General features: G+C 38.7%; 13 protein-coding genes. All 13 read right to left on the bottom strand.

Going from position 1 to position 16,103, the window contains the following annotated elements:
- On the bottom strand, nt 1–1,425 hold the full coding sequence (locus tag DF185_RS21130; RefSeq protein WP_110363420.1) for a bifunctional metallophosphatase/5'-nucleotidase: 1,425 nt from the start codon (nt 1,423–1,425) through the stop codon (nt 1–3).
- 64 nt (nt 1,426–1,489) lie between these two features.
- Entirely contained in the window at nt 1,490–3,322 is a 1,833-nt protein-coding gene (gene cbiD / locus DF185_RS21125) for a cobalt-precorrin-5B (C(1))-methyltransferase CbiD (RefSeq protein WP_110363418.1), read from the bottom strand.
- A 168-nt stretch (nt 3,323–3,490) separates the two neighbouring features.
- Nucleotides 3,491–5,263, bottom strand: coding sequence for a precorrin-4 C(11)-methyltransferase (gene cobM / locus DF185_RS21120; protein ID WP_110363416.1), 1,773 nt, complete (start codon nt 5,261–5,263; stop codon nt 3,491–3,493).
- A 15-nt stretch (nt 5,264–5,278) separates the two neighbouring features.
- Nucleotides 5,279–6,475, bottom strand: a complete 1,197-nt coding sequence (gene cbiE / locus DF185_RS21115) for a precorrin-6y C5,15-methyltransferase (decarboxylating) subunit CbiE (RefSeq protein ID WP_110363414.1) — start codon at nt 6,473–6,475, stop codon at nt 5,279–5,281.
- A 349-nt stretch (nt 6,476–6,824) separates the two neighbouring features.
- Nucleotides 6,825–8,228: a precorrin-3B C(17)-methyltransferase gene (cobJ, locus tag DF185_RS21110; RefSeq protein ID WP_110363412.1), complete on the bottom strand. Its 1,404-nt coding sequence runs from the start codon at nt 8,226–8,228 to the stop codon at nt 6,825–6,827.
- The gene (cobI, locus tag DF185_RS21105) at nt 8,221–8,910 is read right to left on the bottom strand and encodes a precorrin-2 C(20)-methyltransferase (protein WP_110363410.1); all 690 of its coding nucleotides are present in this window, start codon (nt 8,908–8,910) and stop codon (nt 8,221–8,223) included. Before cobI ends, cobJ begins: the two co-directional genes overlap by 8 nt.
- Nucleotides 8,907–10,229, bottom strand: a complete 1,323-nt coding sequence (locus DF185_RS21100) for a cobyrinic acid a,c-diamide synthase CobB (protein ID WP_207784719.1) — start codon at nt 10,227–10,229, stop codon at nt 8,907–8,909. Before DF185_RS21100 ends, cobI begins: the two co-directional genes overlap by 4 nt.
- A gap of 286 nt (nt 10,230–10,515) precedes the next feature.
- Nucleotides 10,516–11,325 carry a nitrilase-related carbon-nitrogen hydrolase gene (locus tag DF185_RS21095; RefSeq protein ID WP_110363406.1) on the bottom strand — a complete coding sequence of 270 codons (810 nt, stop codon included), beginning with the start codon at nt 11,323–11,325 and terminating at the stop codon, nt 10,516–10,518.
- A complete protein-coding gene (locus tag DF185_RS21090) occupies nt 11,325–12,341 on the bottom strand; it encodes an ABC transporter ATP-binding protein (RefSeq protein ID WP_110363404.1) in 1,017 nt (338 codons plus the stop codon). The genes DF185_RS21095 and DF185_RS21090 overlap by 1 nt, the downstream gene beginning before the upstream one ends.
- A gap of 2 nt (nt 12,342–12,343) precedes the next feature.
- Entirely contained in the window at nt 12,344–13,390 is a 1,047-nt protein-coding gene (locus DF185_RS21085; RefSeq protein ID WP_110363402.1) for a FecCD family ABC transporter permease, read from the bottom strand.
- Complete coding sequence (locus DF185_RS21080; RefSeq protein ID WP_243421809.1) at nt 13,387–14,508, bottom strand: ABC transporter substrate-binding protein; 1,122 nt, start codon at nt 14,506–14,508, stop codon at nt 13,387–13,389. Before DF185_RS21080 ends, DF185_RS21085 begins: the two co-directional genes overlap by 4 nt.
- Before the next feature lie 4 nt (nt 14,509–14,512).
- Nucleotides 14,513–15,232, bottom strand: a complete 720-nt coding sequence (locus tag DF185_RS21075; protein ID WP_133250116.1) for a hypothetical protein — start codon at nt 15,230–15,232, stop codon at nt 14,513–14,515.
- Nucleotides 15,219–16,097 (bottom strand): sirohydrochlorin cobaltochelatase, encoded by an 879-nt coding sequence (locus tag DF185_RS21070; RefSeq protein WP_110363392.1) that lies wholly within the window; start codon nt 16,095–16,097, stop codon nt 15,219–15,221. Before DF185_RS21070 ends, DF185_RS21075 begins: the two co-directional genes overlap by 14 nt.
- Nucleotides 16,098–16,103: the final 6 nt, after the last annotated feature.

The following is a 16,103-nucleotide window of genomic DNA, read 5'->3' as shown; positions in this document are numbered from 1 at the left end:
TTATTCACGAACAATAACAAATCGGCCTTGTACCTTTGGGTGCAAGGCTTTTTGCTTTTTGCAATACTGACGCAATACTTCGTAGTCTTCCTTGGCATTTGCATCTGTTTCATCAATTAAAACATCACATTCCACATCAAGCTTTTTCAGAAAGTAATTATTCAAAGAAACAGTTAGCAATTCATCATCAGGAAGTACCTTATCTTTCCATTTTACTTGAATTGAATCTGTTTTCTGATCGTATTGATACGAAATGCCTGACACATGTATCAATTGCCCTTTGGTATTGCCAGCATATTTCTTTAGCAAAGATTTAAGCTCCTTTCCTTTTATCAGAATCTGGCAAATTTTATTACCAAATGGCAATAAGGATCGGGCCGATTTTAAAGTAAAATCACCTTTGGGAATATCAGCTCTAATTCCTCCACCATTGATTAAACCAACGTCAGACTTGTGCCATTCCTTATAGGCATCACTCACCAGATTACCAGCCGCGCTCTCTTTGGTAATTCCATCTCTAAAATTCAATGGAACTTCCAAGTAAGAAATCTTCTCAGCCAATTTAAGTTCCATATCTTTCTTATAGAAGATTTCCATATCACGCAAATACTTCTCCGATGCAATATTTTTATCCAATGGTATGATATCAATCAAAGGCCGTTCATCTTTTTGCAAACTGATTTTGGCAACCGAACTCATGTTCCCTGCTGTAGCCACAATGGGCTTGTTCCCTTTGTAGAATACATTACTTTCGTATTCATACTGTTCCTCGGTAAGCACCAAATCGATATCAGGAAATTGTTCCAAAAGCTTTCGGTTGGTTTCTAAATCCGCTTGAGTGATAGCGATTAAAAAGTCAACATTTTGCAGTTCTTCAATAAGTTCGGAAATCGCAACAGACAAATCTTCCTGAATTACCCGATTGCTTTTCATGGTAGAATTCATCGCATCGGTTAAACCAATAAATGCAATTCTAATTTCTCCCATCTTTTTAATCAGGTAATTTGGCAAATTGGCAAAAGTATCACCATCTCTGTTTTTCAGATTTGAGCTAAACCATTGCGATTTTGATTTACTCAATAATTCCAAGGTGTGATCTACCCCAAAATCAAATTCATGCTGACCAAAATTACAGATATCCACAGGAATTTCATTGAAAGCTTCAATCATGGGCAGGCCTTTGTACATTCCGCCAAACAGAACGCCTCCACACAAATCGCCACCATGAATTACCAGGGTATTTGAGTTATCCGATTTGCTTTCATCTACAATGGTCTTCAAACGCGCCACCCCACCTCGGCCTCCTTCTACATCATCAACAGGAAAAATACGATGAGCATCGGTAAAGTAGAGAATATCTACATTTTGAGCTGATAAATTGATATTTACCAGAAGTAATAGTAGTAAAATTATGGATCTGTGCATCAGAGTTTATTTTTTACTAAAATTACAAAAATGATCAGCTTATCACATGCATGAATTATCAATTTTATTTTGCGATAATCATACCCTCATCACCTACCAAAAGGAATAGCTGAATTGAACATGAGTCATTCAGTAGTTGCTGACAATTTTCCAAGCATTTCTGAGCTACCAAATTGTAAAAAGGTTCATCTTCCGAAAAAGGAATGATATCCAAAATGGCATTGGCCAATTTCAATTCCTTGATTTGATTTTGGATTTCATCAGAATATCCAGTTTGTTTGGCCAAATCGGCAACAAAGTCTGCATTAAAAACAACATTCTTACTGTGGGTATTCATGTTTCCTTCGGCCAACTTTACCGATTTTCCAAACATGATGGCCACATTGATTCTCTCCATTCCCTCATCAACACCCAATTGAATGGTATCGCCAACCAAGTTTCCAAAATGAATAAAAGCAACTGAGGGAAGATTTGGAAAATTCTCCTTCAAGCGGTTTTCGCTTCTCTTTCCAGAAGTCAGCACAATTTCACTACACTCATTCCCTTTGGCCACCTTCACCTGCTGCTTGATGCTGGCTAAAAATGCCTCATTCGATAAAGGTTTTACAATTCCTGTGGTTCCGATAATTGAAATGCCACCTTCCACTCCAATTCTTGGATTAAAGGTTTGTTTGGCTAACTCTTCTCCTTCCGGGATAAATGCCTTCACCTTAAAAGCCAATTCCATTTCGTATTGATCAGACAATTTTTCCAAAACATTGGACACCATTTTCCGGGGAACCGGATTAATGGCAGGTTCACCAACAGGAACTTGCAGACCAGGTAAAGTAATCACTCCCACACCCTTTCCTCTTTCAAACTGAACTCCTGGATTTTCAGAAAATGACAACTCACAACCTATCTCTTTGCCATGGATCACATCTGGATCATCACCTGCATCTTTAATTACTACACAGGAAGCTGATTTACTTGATAAGTTTTCAGGAAAGATAGCATACCTGGCTTTTTCTCCTCCCGGCAATTCCACTTCAACCCATCGAGGGAATTTATTTTCTGCCAAAGCAATAAAACAAGCTTTTGTGGCCGCAGTCAAACAGGTTCCGGTAGTAAATCCACTTCGCAATTGTCCTTCAATCTTTAAGCTCGTTTTCTTAACCTGATAAAATTGCTGCAGGAAAGATTTGGGATCATCCACCACATAATCGAAAGCAGGCAATTCTGGTCGCTTCACTACCCATAAAGGAATATTCAACTGTTCGGCAACTTTCTCTTTCGTTTCAAACAAGCCCGATTCTCCACTCTCTTTCGAAAGTAGAATTTCTGCATTCAGCTTCTTTGTTAAAATCGCCAATTCCTCAGCACCTGCCTTTGGATCCATGGGAATCACAAACTGGAAATCCAATTCGGTTTCCCTTGCTTTTTGACGACTAAGATCGGTATCCAATATCCTAAAATAACAGGTTCGCTTATCCCAAAGTGGCCTTAGTTTGTTAATGGTCTGAACACCTGTTAAGGCCAATATATTCTGATACTCTTCTTGCAAAAGTGCTTCTGTCATGCACCCGTAGGAATCGAACAAACGAACATGTATCGAAGATTTAATCTCTGGAAACTTTCGCTCGTAACGAATGCTTGCAATTCCTAATTCCTGAGCTGACTGATAAATATTATCATGCAAATAAACTGCAAAAGGGTGAGCTGCATCAACTATCAATCGAATGCCTTTATCTTGACAGAACTCTTTGATTTTTGAACTGTCCATATTGCCAAAAACACGCTCGCCTTTAATTTGTTTGTGCGAATCGGTTTTTGTGGAATAAAAATATTGCTGCCCTATAATATCGAATAGTTCAGCAACTCTTTTTCCTTCTGTTGTTCCGCCAAAAATTAGTACCATATCAGTAAAGTCTTGAATAGTTGGAATAGTGAAAGAGTAGAAAAGTCCTGTAATACAAAAGCAAAGTGATTAGCGTCAATCAGGTAATTCTAATTCCTCATTCACACAATAAGGTAAAACTTTCATGATGGCTGGTTATTCTCATTCCATCATGAAAGTTTTTACAATCTATTTTCCCTCGCGAAATGCGTGAGTAAATTTCTTATCGTACAGCTTTGAAAATCCCGATCGATTGTCGATGGCTTTCCCCACAACAATCATGGTAGTCATTTTCAAATTGTTTTCTTCTACAGTTTTTGCCAATGTTTCCAGTGTACAACGATAGATTTTTTCATCCTTCCAGGTTAGTTTGTAGCAAACCGCCACAGGAGTTTCCGGTGGATAATGCTCCGAAAGTTGCGCCTGAACCTTCTCGGCAATGGAAGCACTCAGGTAAATACACATGGTACTTTGCGATTGGGCCAATTTGTTCAATTGCTCACGATCAGGCATTGGTGTTCTTCCCTCACCACGAGTCAGAATAATGGTTTGCACCTCTTCCGGAATGGTAAACTGAGATTCCAAAGCTGCTGCTGCCGCTTGGAATGATGAAATTCCCGGAGTAATGTGATAGCTCCATTTCAACTGATCCATAATGGCCATTTGCTCCTGAATGGCACCATAAATACAAGGATCGCCAGTATGCAAACGCACCACAAACAATCCACGATCGTAGTATGGCTTCATGCTTTCAATCTGTGTAATCAAATCCATGCCAGCCGAGCTTTTTACCACACATCCAGGCTTTGCATAATTGGTCAATTCTTTTGGAACCAAGCTGCCTGCATACAGAATCATATCGGCCGACTGAAGCATTCTTTTTCCACGAACCGAAACCAGTTCCGGATCGCCAGGACCTGCCCCAACAAACTCTACAAAACCTTTTCGTTCGCTGTTCTTATCCATTGCCAAAGCAAACGTGAAGTGCTTATCGCCTGCCTTTGCTTTTTGTTTTTCAACCAATAAAGCATTTCCCGAAAGGTGCATGGCCGCAGCCTCAGAAACGCTATAACTTCCCGTTACCTCGCTTACTTTTTCCGATGGATTTGGAATATCATATTGTGATAATACTTCTTCGCCAAATGTGTTCATTGGAATGTTCCATTTCTCGGACAGTTCAATCAATGCCTTTTCATCGGCTTTTAAGTCAACCGTTCCGATTGCAGCAATAGAGAGTGGAGAAATTCGCTGCTCTTCCAATTTCGAAAGCAATTCTGTTTCGAAAGCCTCAAAAGGAAGATCGCGCTGACAACCTAAGCCCAATTGCAAAACTTTAGGACGGTAATAAATCACTTTGGCTCCAAAATCATGAACAAATGGTGTTACTGCCAAAACAAGCTGGTACTCTTCCAGCTTGATTTCATCCGCACTAAAAAACACATCAACATGATCTGGTTTTTCCGTCTCCAAAATCAAGCTTCCTTTATCGCGTACCTCAAGCAGCAAAGCAGTTTTTTGTTTGTTCACAAAAGCTGCCATCAATTGGGTAAGCTTGCCCTTGCATTCAAGAGTCCAATTGTGTTTTTCCGGCAATAAATCCAATGCCCACAATCCTGATGTATCGCTAACGGTAGTAACAACAGGAGTTGCTCCCAACAAGCGAGAAATATCTTCAGACAATTGATTTGCTCCACCCAAATGTCCTGAAACCACAGGCTGAACAAATTGTCCGTTGGCATCGATATTGATCACCGCAGGATCTGTTTTTTTATCATTTAAAAATGCAGCTATTTCGCGCACACAAATGCCCAAAGCTCCAATAAAAATTAGCGCTTCATATTTATTCCAAAGCTCTTCGTAGTTCTTTGGCGAGCGCATAATATCAGCCTCAAATCCATTATTGGCAATGTGATTAGCAAGCGCCTCTCCCTTATCGGAATGTGTGATTATTATTTTTGACATGTACTTCTTTATTTTTTAAGATTGAGACTTTTCAGTTTTTTGTGCAACTAAAATGGTTATCGGATTAAATTCATCAACACTCACCAGCATTTCATGCCTTATGTGATAGGATTTTTTTTCGCACCATTGCTTAAATCCCAATTTGCTTTTTTCGCTCACCGAGTTAAAAGCTATGATTCCTCTTTCAAACAAATGCGAATGAATATCATCCAAAACCGCATCCATTTTTCCACCATAACCGCCGACAAAAACGGCATCTGGTTTTTCAATTTCACTCTTATCGGTTTGCAAATAATCCCCAATAAAAATATCGATTCCCGGCGTTTGAAAGGTTTCTGTATTGCGCTGAATGATTCCTCTGGATTCTTCACGAATCTCGAAAGATTTTACCTTCAAATGCGGATGGTTCAATCGAGCTTCGATGGAAACACTTCCCGTGCATGCTCCCACATCCCAAAATACTTTCTTGCTTTGCAATTTCATTAAGGCAAGGGTTGCCAAACGAATGGGCATTTTGGTGATCATTTTTGGTCGACCTTCCAAGGGTTCAAAATCACTTTCCTTAATCCCTTTTTTAGGAATCGCCTCATCGGTTTTTTCCAGGTAAAAGCAATTCGGGTGATTAAAATCCAAAACCAAAGCTTCTTCCAAACTCAACTCCTTCACCACTTCCCTTTCGCCACCCAGGCGTTCGCCATAGTACATTTTGTAGTTCGAATATCCGTATTGTAACATTCGCTCGGCAATGCTTTTTGGCGTATTTTTTCTATCGGTAAGAACTCCCATTCTCTCCTGACCTCTAATCAATGCCTGATCGAATCGTTCGAAAGATCGGCCGGTAAGCGTAATGGTTTGAAACTCGCCGTAAGGCAATTTAAAACGATGCGCCAACAGTTGCAGAGAATTAAAATCAGGAAGAATATCAAGCTCTACATTGGGAATCTCACGTTTTAATGTAATGCCAATTCCATAAAACAATGGGTCGCCCGATGCAAACACAATCCAATCGCTGTTGGAATGGTTTATGGCATCGTATAGTGTTGACAAGGGCACTACAATGTCATGCCAATGGTGTTGCTCTGGCAGATAATCTCCCACCAATTCGCGGTGACGACTTCCTCCTGCAAAATATTTTCCCGATTGAATCAGAGTCAACTCTTTCTTTGTAAAATCAGGAGTTAAATCTGATATTCCTATGATGCTTATTTTCATGTTTATTTCTTTGATTGCTCGCAGATTAACTATTGGAAAAATTCTTGTTAGACTATGCTTTTTTAGGTAAAGCTTTTTTTCTTTTTTCGCGATGCCTGTTTAGGCAAAACTCAAAATATGACTTTATATCCCTTACCTGTTTGGGTAAAGCCCAAAAAATTCAATTTTTAACCTTTACCTGTTTAAGCAAAGTATGAAAAATTGATTTTTCGCAGTTTACCTATTTAGGGAAAGCATGAAAAGTTGACTTTTTGACCTTTGCCTGTTTAAGGAAAGCACGAAAAATTATTTTTTTGCTGTTTGCCTATTTAGGTAAAGTAAAATATTAACTTTTTAAAATACCTAAAATCTACAAACCTTCACCCGGATGCATTTGTTCCGCTTCGCTCCAGCTTAAAATGGCATTGATAATGGTTGCTGCCACGTTACTACCTCCTTTTCTGCCATTTACAAAAACTGCAGGAACATCGGGACAACCATATTTTAACTGCCATTTGCTTTCCTTCACATTTACAAAACCAACAGGAGCTGCAATTACACCTGCAGGATTTGCTTTTCCGTTTCGGATTAATTTGATCAACTCGATTAATGCAGTTGGTGCATTTCCGAATGCAAAAATGGCATCGGGATGCTCTTCTACCGCCAGCTGTATTCCAGCCTGAGTTCTTGTAATATTTTTCTGATTGGCCATTTCAGTCACACGCTCATCATCCAAATAGCATTTTATTTCAAGACCTAATTTGGCTGCCGTTGCCCTGCGAATTCCTCTTGTAACCATAGATACATCGGTAACAATAACCGGTGGTTTTCCCGAATAAAATTTCTTGTGCAATTCCTCCACCACATTATTGCTGAGCTCAACCGATTCGTTCAATTTAAAATCGGCAGTAGTGTGAATACAGTGCAATGCCACCCAAACATGAGCCAATGATTTGTCTGTGATATCAATATTATCCAAAATAGTTTGGAAACTTGCATTCATAATGCGGCGCCCAAGCTTATCCTTGCTATTGTTTTGGTTGGTATAGTAACCTCTAGGTGTTACCATCTTACCTTGAGCTTTAAAAGTTTGGCTGTTCCCAATCACAATAACGGTAAACATATCGGCTTTGGTCACATCCAATTCGGCAAGGGTAATCACCTCGATGCTCTCATCTTCTCTTCCCACATTTCGTGCAATTCCAACAGGAGTTTCCGGCGAACGCACTTCCAGGAACAATTCTCTCAGCCTCATCAACTGCCAAAATCTTCCTTTACTTAGCGGGTTGTATACCGCTGTTACAAAATCAGCCTCGGCTGCTGCCACAATTCTTTTCTCAATTTTTTCCCACGGAGTTAACAAATCCGACATGGAAATGGAACAAAAGTCGTGACCCAGAGGAGCTCCCAGTTTAGATGCCGCCGCAAACATGGCAGAGATTCCCGGAACCACTTCCAAATCAACATCCGAAGCTTTTTCGGCTTTCATTTCCCAAAGCAAAGGAGCCATTCCGTAAACTCCAGAATCACCACTACTAATAACAGCTACGGTTTTTCCCGATTCGGCAATTTCGAATGCTTTCTCAGCGCGTTGGCGCTCTTTTTTCATACCCGTATCAATCAGCTCTTTTCCTCCCGATAACTGCTTGATGTGTTCAAAATAAAAGCTGTAACCAACAATTACTTCTGCTTCCTGAATGGCTTGCAAAGCCTGTGGAGTAAGGAATTTCTCATTTCCCGGTCCAATTCCTATGCTATATATTTTCTTAGGCATAAATTATAATTAATGAAAAGTAAGGTATTGTTCGCAACTTTAAATCCTGAACATTGCTTGTGGAATACTGTTGCGGTGTTCCCACACGTTCGATATAAAAAAATGATCTGTTTTGTTTCTCCAGAAAATCGCTCCAGTTATCGAGCACACTCATTTTCATTACAACCAGTGTTTGATTTTCTTTCAAAGCTTCTTCTATTTCTTCAAAACCATTTGGTCGGGCAATTACCTTTAAGGCCTGATTCCCTTCGGTAACCGGTTTTTCGCCTTCGGCACCTGTAGCAATAAAAGCAGGTATTCCCGGAATTACCTTACAATCAACATTTGCTTCTTGTGCTATTTTTAAAATGTATCCAAAAGTGCTGTAAAAAAGAGCATCACCTTCAGAAACCACAGCTACATTTTTTCCTTTTTTTAATTCCTTATGAATTTCATCAAAGGCTTTTTGGTAATGCATCTCCCTGTTTTTCCCTGTCATGGGAATCACAAGCGGCAAACTCTCGGTTTCTACATTCAACTGCTTTAATATATCGTATGAAAAGGAAGTTATTTTCGATTCCTTTATGCTCGATGCCGGATAAAAAATAAGATCCGCATTCTGAAGCGCCTTTAAACCTTTAAGGGTAATCAATTCCGGATCACCAGGTCCCAATGCCACTCCAATTAATTTTCCCAAACTCATAACCCCAACTCTTTTATCATTTGCAACATTTTATCTCTCTTTCCCAAATACAGGTGCATGTACGAAGCCCAACAGTTCTTTCTTCTGAACACTGGCATTTCCACATCGCGCCCTCTGGCTGTTTTGGCCTGATAATCGGCACTGGCTTTTTCTTCTCCAATTAAATTGGAATAGTGAAACTCGTGGCCTTTTATACTGATATCACTCCCTTTCAGATCGCGATATCCCAGGTGCAACTTCATATTTTCAAAGGAAGTATCAAAATCAAAAACACCAGTCATTGGGTATGTTTCTCCTTCTTTGGTAATGATATTTTTTCCCAGATACATCATTCCCCCACACTCAGCAATTAAAGCTTTACCGCTGTCAATATACTTGGCAATGGCCTTTTTCATTTTCACATTGTTTGCCAACTGCTGTGCAAACAACTCCGGATATCCACCTGGCAACCAAAGCAAATCTGCCTCGGGCAATTCTTTATCATTCAAGGGGCTAAATTCTACCAAATCTCCCAATTCGTCCAATACATCACGGTTTGCCTGATAGGAAAAGTTGAAAGCCTCATCGTGAGCCAAAGCAATTTTGAATCGCTTCTGTATATTTAATTCTTGATTTGTTAATGGCTGAATTTCCTTCTGCGTAATTTTCAGAAGCAGGTCAATATCAACATGATTCTCCAGCAATTCGGCCGCAATATTTACAATTTCACGATTCTGATTCTCACCCGGAAGGTGCAAGCCCAAGTGTCTTGATTCTATGGCCAATCTCTGATCGCGTGGCATGTATCCCAAAACATGAACACCAGCATCGATGGCAGCCTCTTTTAAAAACTGAAAGTGCGACTGGCTGGCCACCTTATTAAAAATAACACCTGCCAAATTGATCCTTTTATCGAAATTCTTGAATCCATACAACAAAGGAGCTACAGAATAAGCCGTACTCGATGCATCCACCACCAGAATAACCGGTAAATCAAGCAAGCGGGCAACTGCCGCCGAGCTGCCAACATCTTTTTGAGCACCATCGAACAAACCCATTACCCCTTCGGCAATGGAAACATTTGCCTTGGCAGCATGCTGGGTAAATGTTTGCTGAACATGAGCCTCATCGGTCATCCACATGTCCAGATTATAGGAAGGCTGCCCTGCAATTTTAGTATGGTGCATGGGATCGATATAATCTGGTCCGCATTTAAAGGGCTGAACCTTTAATCCTCTATTCACCAAGGCCTGCATTAAACCAAGTGTAATCATGGTTTTACCCGAATTACTCTTTGGTGCAGCAATTAAAAATGCATTTGTATCTATTTTATTCATCATTCAAATCTAAGTTTGAAAATTACTTTTATATCCTTTTGCCCATTCAAAATTGTTATCTCCTTTTCGAGAGGAGTTTTTCCCTTTCAGGGAACCGCAGCGAAGCGGAGCTCGTGAACACATTTATTATAAAACTAAACGTGAACAAAATGTCGACAGACAAAAGGGTGAAATAAGAAACTCAACAAAGCACCCCTCTCCCTGTCGGGATCTCCCCTAGAAGGGGAGAACTTTAAATTAAGCTATGTCCTATTTCTTTTTACACTATTAGTCTATTTCGAAAACTTCATCAACTTTTAAAGTTTTCTCTCAACCAATCCGTTCGTTTATGAGCATTAAAAAATGCCATCTTCGATTCCTTAATCCTCTTGATTTCACTGATATCAATTTCTGCCATAGCAAATTCATTTTCTTCAACAAATGATTCTGACATCACTTTTCCCTTGGGATCTATAATCAAACTTGCACAAGGAAAAACCGTTCCTCTATCATTTGTGGTAACCTGATTGCATATCATGGCAAAACAAGCATTATCGTATGCCCTTGCGGGGATATATCTTTTGAACCTTTCAATTTTATCCTGACAAGTTTCTTTTGGAGATGCAAAGGCCATTGCCAATACATTGGCTCCTTTTTGTGCTTGAATGGCACTGATTTCAGGGAAATGTGTTTCGTAGCAAATCTGAATGCCTAAGCGCATATCCTTTACGGGAAATACATTTATCTCATCCCCTTCTGAGTAAACCTCTTTTTCGGTAATGCTTACATGTGTTTTTCTATGTTTTCCTATGATCTTCCCTCCTTCAAACACAAAGTGAGTAATAAAATATTTTTCTCCTTCTTGTTCTGGAAATCCTACTGCAAATGCCAAATTCGTACTCTTCGATATTTCCAATAAAGATGTAAACACATCCTCTTTCTCTTTCAATACCGTTTTTAGAATCTCAATATCTCTTATATAGCCAGACAAATTCAATTCCGGGAACAAAATAAAATCTACTCCTTGTGCGTCGAAGCTTTTAATCCAATCCATTGTGGTGGATAGATTAAACTCCACATCGCCAATTCTACTTTTTGAACTTATTGCTGCAACTATCATTACCGATTATTTAAAGTTAGCCTTAGTAAGTTCTCAATGGTTTTCTCTTGTCCCACACATTTTCCATTCTCGAAGTATTTAAAACTTATACTTCCATTTTTACACACTTCTAGCCATGTGGTATCTTCTTCTGATTTGCGAATGGTTTTTATTCCATTTCTGGCAAAGGCTCTTCTAAGCAATACATACTCAAAGCCGTGACCTTTTACTGGAATCTCCCGATTACAATCATAGCCAACCCTAAACAGTCCTGTTTTGTTATCAAACTCAATTCCTTTATTCTGAAAAATGGTTTGAAATTCATTTCTCAATAACAAATCTTCAGGTGTTCCTGTCAACAATCCTTTGTCTGCTGAAAGTAGCCATAACTTATCTGCCATTTGTAAGGCCAAATCCAAATCGTGGGTCGACATCAAAACTGATTTTCCTGAATTGCTTGCAATTTGTCTTAGCAATTGCATAATCTCAACACGAGCGGGCATATCCAAAAAGGCAGTTGGCTCATCAAGAATAATGATTTGGGTATCCTGTGCCAAAGCTTTTGCAATGAAAGCCTTCTGCTTTTCACCATCACTCAAATTCGATAATCGTTCTTTTTTCTTGTGCAGAATCCCACATTTCTTAATGGAAGTGTGAACAATATCTTTATCCTCATCATTCAAGATGCCAAATGTTCCGGTATACGGACTTCTTCCCAAACCTACTAATTCCTCTACGGTAGCATTGGGCACAATTACACGATCGGTAAGTACTACAGCTGCCATTGTCGACAATTCCTTTTCGGAAAGCTGTAATAAATCTTTCTCAAGAAGACTTGCTTCCCCTCCCAATGCAGGTTGAAATCCGCAAATTGTACGAATTAAAGTACTTTTTCCTGTTCCGTTCTCTCCCAGTAGACAAACCAATTCGCCAGCGAACATTTTAGCTTGCAATTGATCATGCACCACCTTCGCACGCTTACCTTTTCCGTAACCTATGCATAGTTTGTTGATATGTAGAATCTCTTTCCCTGCCATAACTATTCCAATCGATTTTCTTTTCTACGCTTCCAAATTACCCAAATCACAACCGGTGCTCCAATAAATGCAGTTACCGAATTGATAGGCATTTCCTGCTCCATTCCCGGCATTCGTGCCAAAAGATTACACAATAAGGCGGTTGCTGCTCCCAGCAAAGCTGCATTCAATATCAAATAAAAATGGTTTGAAGTTTTCGATAACAACTTGGCCAAATGCGGTACTGCAACACCTATAAAAATTATGGGGCCACAAAATGAAGTCACAATGGCGGTTAAAAATCCCGAGAAGGCAATAATTAAAAAACGTGCCCTTTTGATATTCAATCCAAGGTTAGAAGCATATCGATCTCCCAAAGCCAACAGGTTTAAGGGCTTGCTTAAAAATGTTGCCAATACAGAAGGAATTACGGTAATTAAACCAAACATCATTGCACGCTCGGTTGCCAAACGGCTAAAACTACCCAACCCCCAAATCACGTAATTGTAAACATCTTCTTCCGGGCTATAAAATTTTAGCAAACTTACCAGTGAGCTGCTTAGGTATCCAATCATCACACCAATAATCAGGACACTTAAAGTTCCTCCTATGCGATGCGAAATAAACAGGATCAAAGCCAAAACCAAAGCCGCTCCAATTAAGGATGAAAAAACAACTGCAAAATCTCCCCAAGCCCCCAAGCTGGTAAAAGTAAATCCCAAAATATTTCCAGTAAATAGCATTACAAAAGCAACACCCAAACTCGAACCTGATGAAATTCCCAAAACCGACGGGCCGGCAAGGGGATTTCGAAACAAAGTTTGCATCAACAAACCTGCCACTCCCAAGGCCATACCTGCACCCAAAGAAACTATGGTTTGAGGCAATCTTGTTTTAAGAATAATGTTCTCATAAATTCTATTTACCTCTTCTCCGGTAAACAGAATTGCTTTAATCTCCGACAAAGGGATGTGTATGGAGCCCAACACAAGGTTCAATAAAACAAGAAAAACCAGCAACAGTGTTGCCAGTGTAATTACAATTGATATTCTTCCTAATTTATGGATCATTTCAGCCTTTCGTAAAAATAAGGTTTATGCTCCGGCAACAATTCCGGATGAAAAAAATGAATGTAATCTGCCAATAAAACATCAGGTTTCATACCTGCCTGTTCGTAGTATGGCTTTTCACGAATATTGCACAAAATTACATTCTTATTCTGAAATGCATTAAAATCCATATATCTTGGATCCTGATCACCTAAATATTTCAGGCTTAAACCAGATTTTTCGGGATGAATAATTCTCCAAAAATCACAATTGGAAGCCTTGCTGTATATGGTTTCAAAATCTACCGGGTAAGCTCCTTGCTTATTGTCCTTAATGATGTAATCAGCCCCTGCATCGCGAAAATAGTGCGCATAAAAACTATTTCCTCCCGGAACATACCAACTTCCCGATCTCATTTTTCCAGAGAAAACTGTTGGTCGTTTTTCAACATTCGAGGCAATTTTTTTTAGGTTTTGATATCGAGATTCTATTCCATTAAAGATAGAATCCGCTTTCTCTTCCTGCCCTACAAAAAGCGCAAGCATTTTAATCCATTCTGCTCTTCCCAATGGAGTTTCTTCATTATAAGCAGCCATTGGCACCAAGGGAATTCCTAGATTTCTCAAAACATCGAAGCCTCCAACTTTAAACGGAGATACAAATATTACATCCGGATCTAGAGCCGCAAGCATTTCAAGATTAAAGTTTCCTTCTTTTCCAATTCTTTTCACCTTTCCGGCTTCAACCAAGGCTTTCATTCCTTCATGTCGCAGGTATCGACTGCTGTTTATGGCTACAATATCATCGATATCATCCAATGCAAAAAAGTAACCTAACTGTGTACTCGACAAGCAAACAATTCTCTTACAAGGAACCGGAATGCTATTTGCAAGACCCTTGGTGTTTGCCTTATTCTTTACAAGATTGAAAGTGTCAAAAACACCTTCTTCTCCTTTTTTGTGAATCTTTATAACGGTTTTGTCAGAATGTTTTTCAATCTTGAATTCTTTAGCGTGTTTTAATTGAATATCAACAACCTGTTCATTTTCCTTACTATTTGAGGAGTTTACAGTTTTGTTTTTACACGAAAACATAAATACCGCTAATCCTAGCATCAAAATATATACAGCTCTCTTCATCTGTTTATAATTTTATCGATTCATAAACTTTGGAACCAATACATTGTCCCTTTGAATTGTATTGATACAACCTCTTTTTATTTGATTTTCTGCCCGAAAGATTAAAAATAGAATAACTAATTTTATTCCCTTTTTCATCATATTTATAAATAGTTTTTGATACCAATTTCTCTCCTGAAAACCTTAGCTTTTCGGAAACTCTATTGTTCTCATATTTGTATTTATAACCAGTATTCGAAAGCAAATCATCACTTTTATTAAATGTTTTACGACTTTCATATTCACCTTTATCCGTATAACTTATTAATGTGTATTTACTTAATCCACCTTGATCAAAGTAGTCGGTTCTCACATTTTTATCGTTTTCATTTACGATATAAACCTTACTACTTTCGGCATTCTTAGAAAAATTCAACTTTAAACTTCTAACTTTTACATTCTCTCTGTTATAAATGTAGATGTAACGAGTCTGTAAAATGGTGTCGTGATTGTACTTTAGAGTTTCAATCTTATTCCCATTGTCATCAAATATGTATCGAACAAAACTTTTCAATTTTTGTTTTGAATCAAAAGTTCGTTTCTCAACCTTCTCTCCTTTTACATTATAGGTGTATGAGCGAAAGCCTACCAATTGATAATCTTCAATTTCTTGGGCACTGCTGCAACATAAACTGCATAAGAACGCAAGAAATAAAACAACTCGCATGATACTAGTCTCTTGCATGTAGATCTTTGCAAACTTCTTTTAAATGTTTTACCCAAATGTCAACAACATCATCATATTCTGCCAAACCAATCATTTCAATTTCTGTAGTGAATCCCTCTTTCTCAAGAATGGTTTTCCAACTATCCTCTTCACTTCCAGCCATATCATTTCTTGCATGATCACCAGCTACCGACATAAAAGGAGTTAGGATTACCTTTTTAATTCCTTTCGATTTTAACTGAGGAAGAATAGCATCCAACAAAGGAAAACCTTCTACCGTACCTACAAAGTATTGATATGATTTTTGCTTTAAGTAGTATTCAAATCCAGGATAATAAATATTCGACTGGTGATGTGAACCATGTCCCATAAACAGAACTGCTGTGTTAGAATTCAATTTACTTTCAAACTTTTGATGTAAAGCATCCGCCAATTGCATCTGGTCATGATCTAAAAATAGCAATGGAGCTCCAATCTCTGTTGCTTTAATTCCTTTAGGCATCCCATTGAAAACTTCAACGGTATGTTTCAAATTATCATACTCTTCGCCAGGAATGATATGTAAAGATTGAACCGCAACATGAGTAAACCCATCCTCTCCCATTTTAGCCAAAGCTTCAGCAGGAGAATCGATATTCTCTCCTCGTTTCTTTAAAATCTTTCTAACGATTTTTGAAGTGTAAGCCCATCTAATCTCCACATTTGGAAACTCGGCTTTTACAATTTTATCTATATTCTCAAATGCAACTCTGGTTTCAGGATAACTGCTTCCAAAAGTTACCAAAAGAATGCCTTTTTTGTCCTCTACTTTTTTATGTGCATATGTCATTTGCACATTCAATATCAACAAGAAAAATATACTTAAAAGCAAAATTCGTTTCATAGTGCT

Origin of the sequence: Marinifilum breve (assembly GCF_003202155.1) — a bacterium.
In the GTDB taxonomy this organism is placed as follows: domain Bacteria; phylum Bacteroidota; class Bacteroidia; order Bacteroidales; family Marinifilaceae; genus Marinifilum; species Marinifilum breve.
The sequence above is the reverse complement of the archived record's forward strand: the minus strand, read 5'-3'. Positions and strand labels throughout refer to the sequence as shown.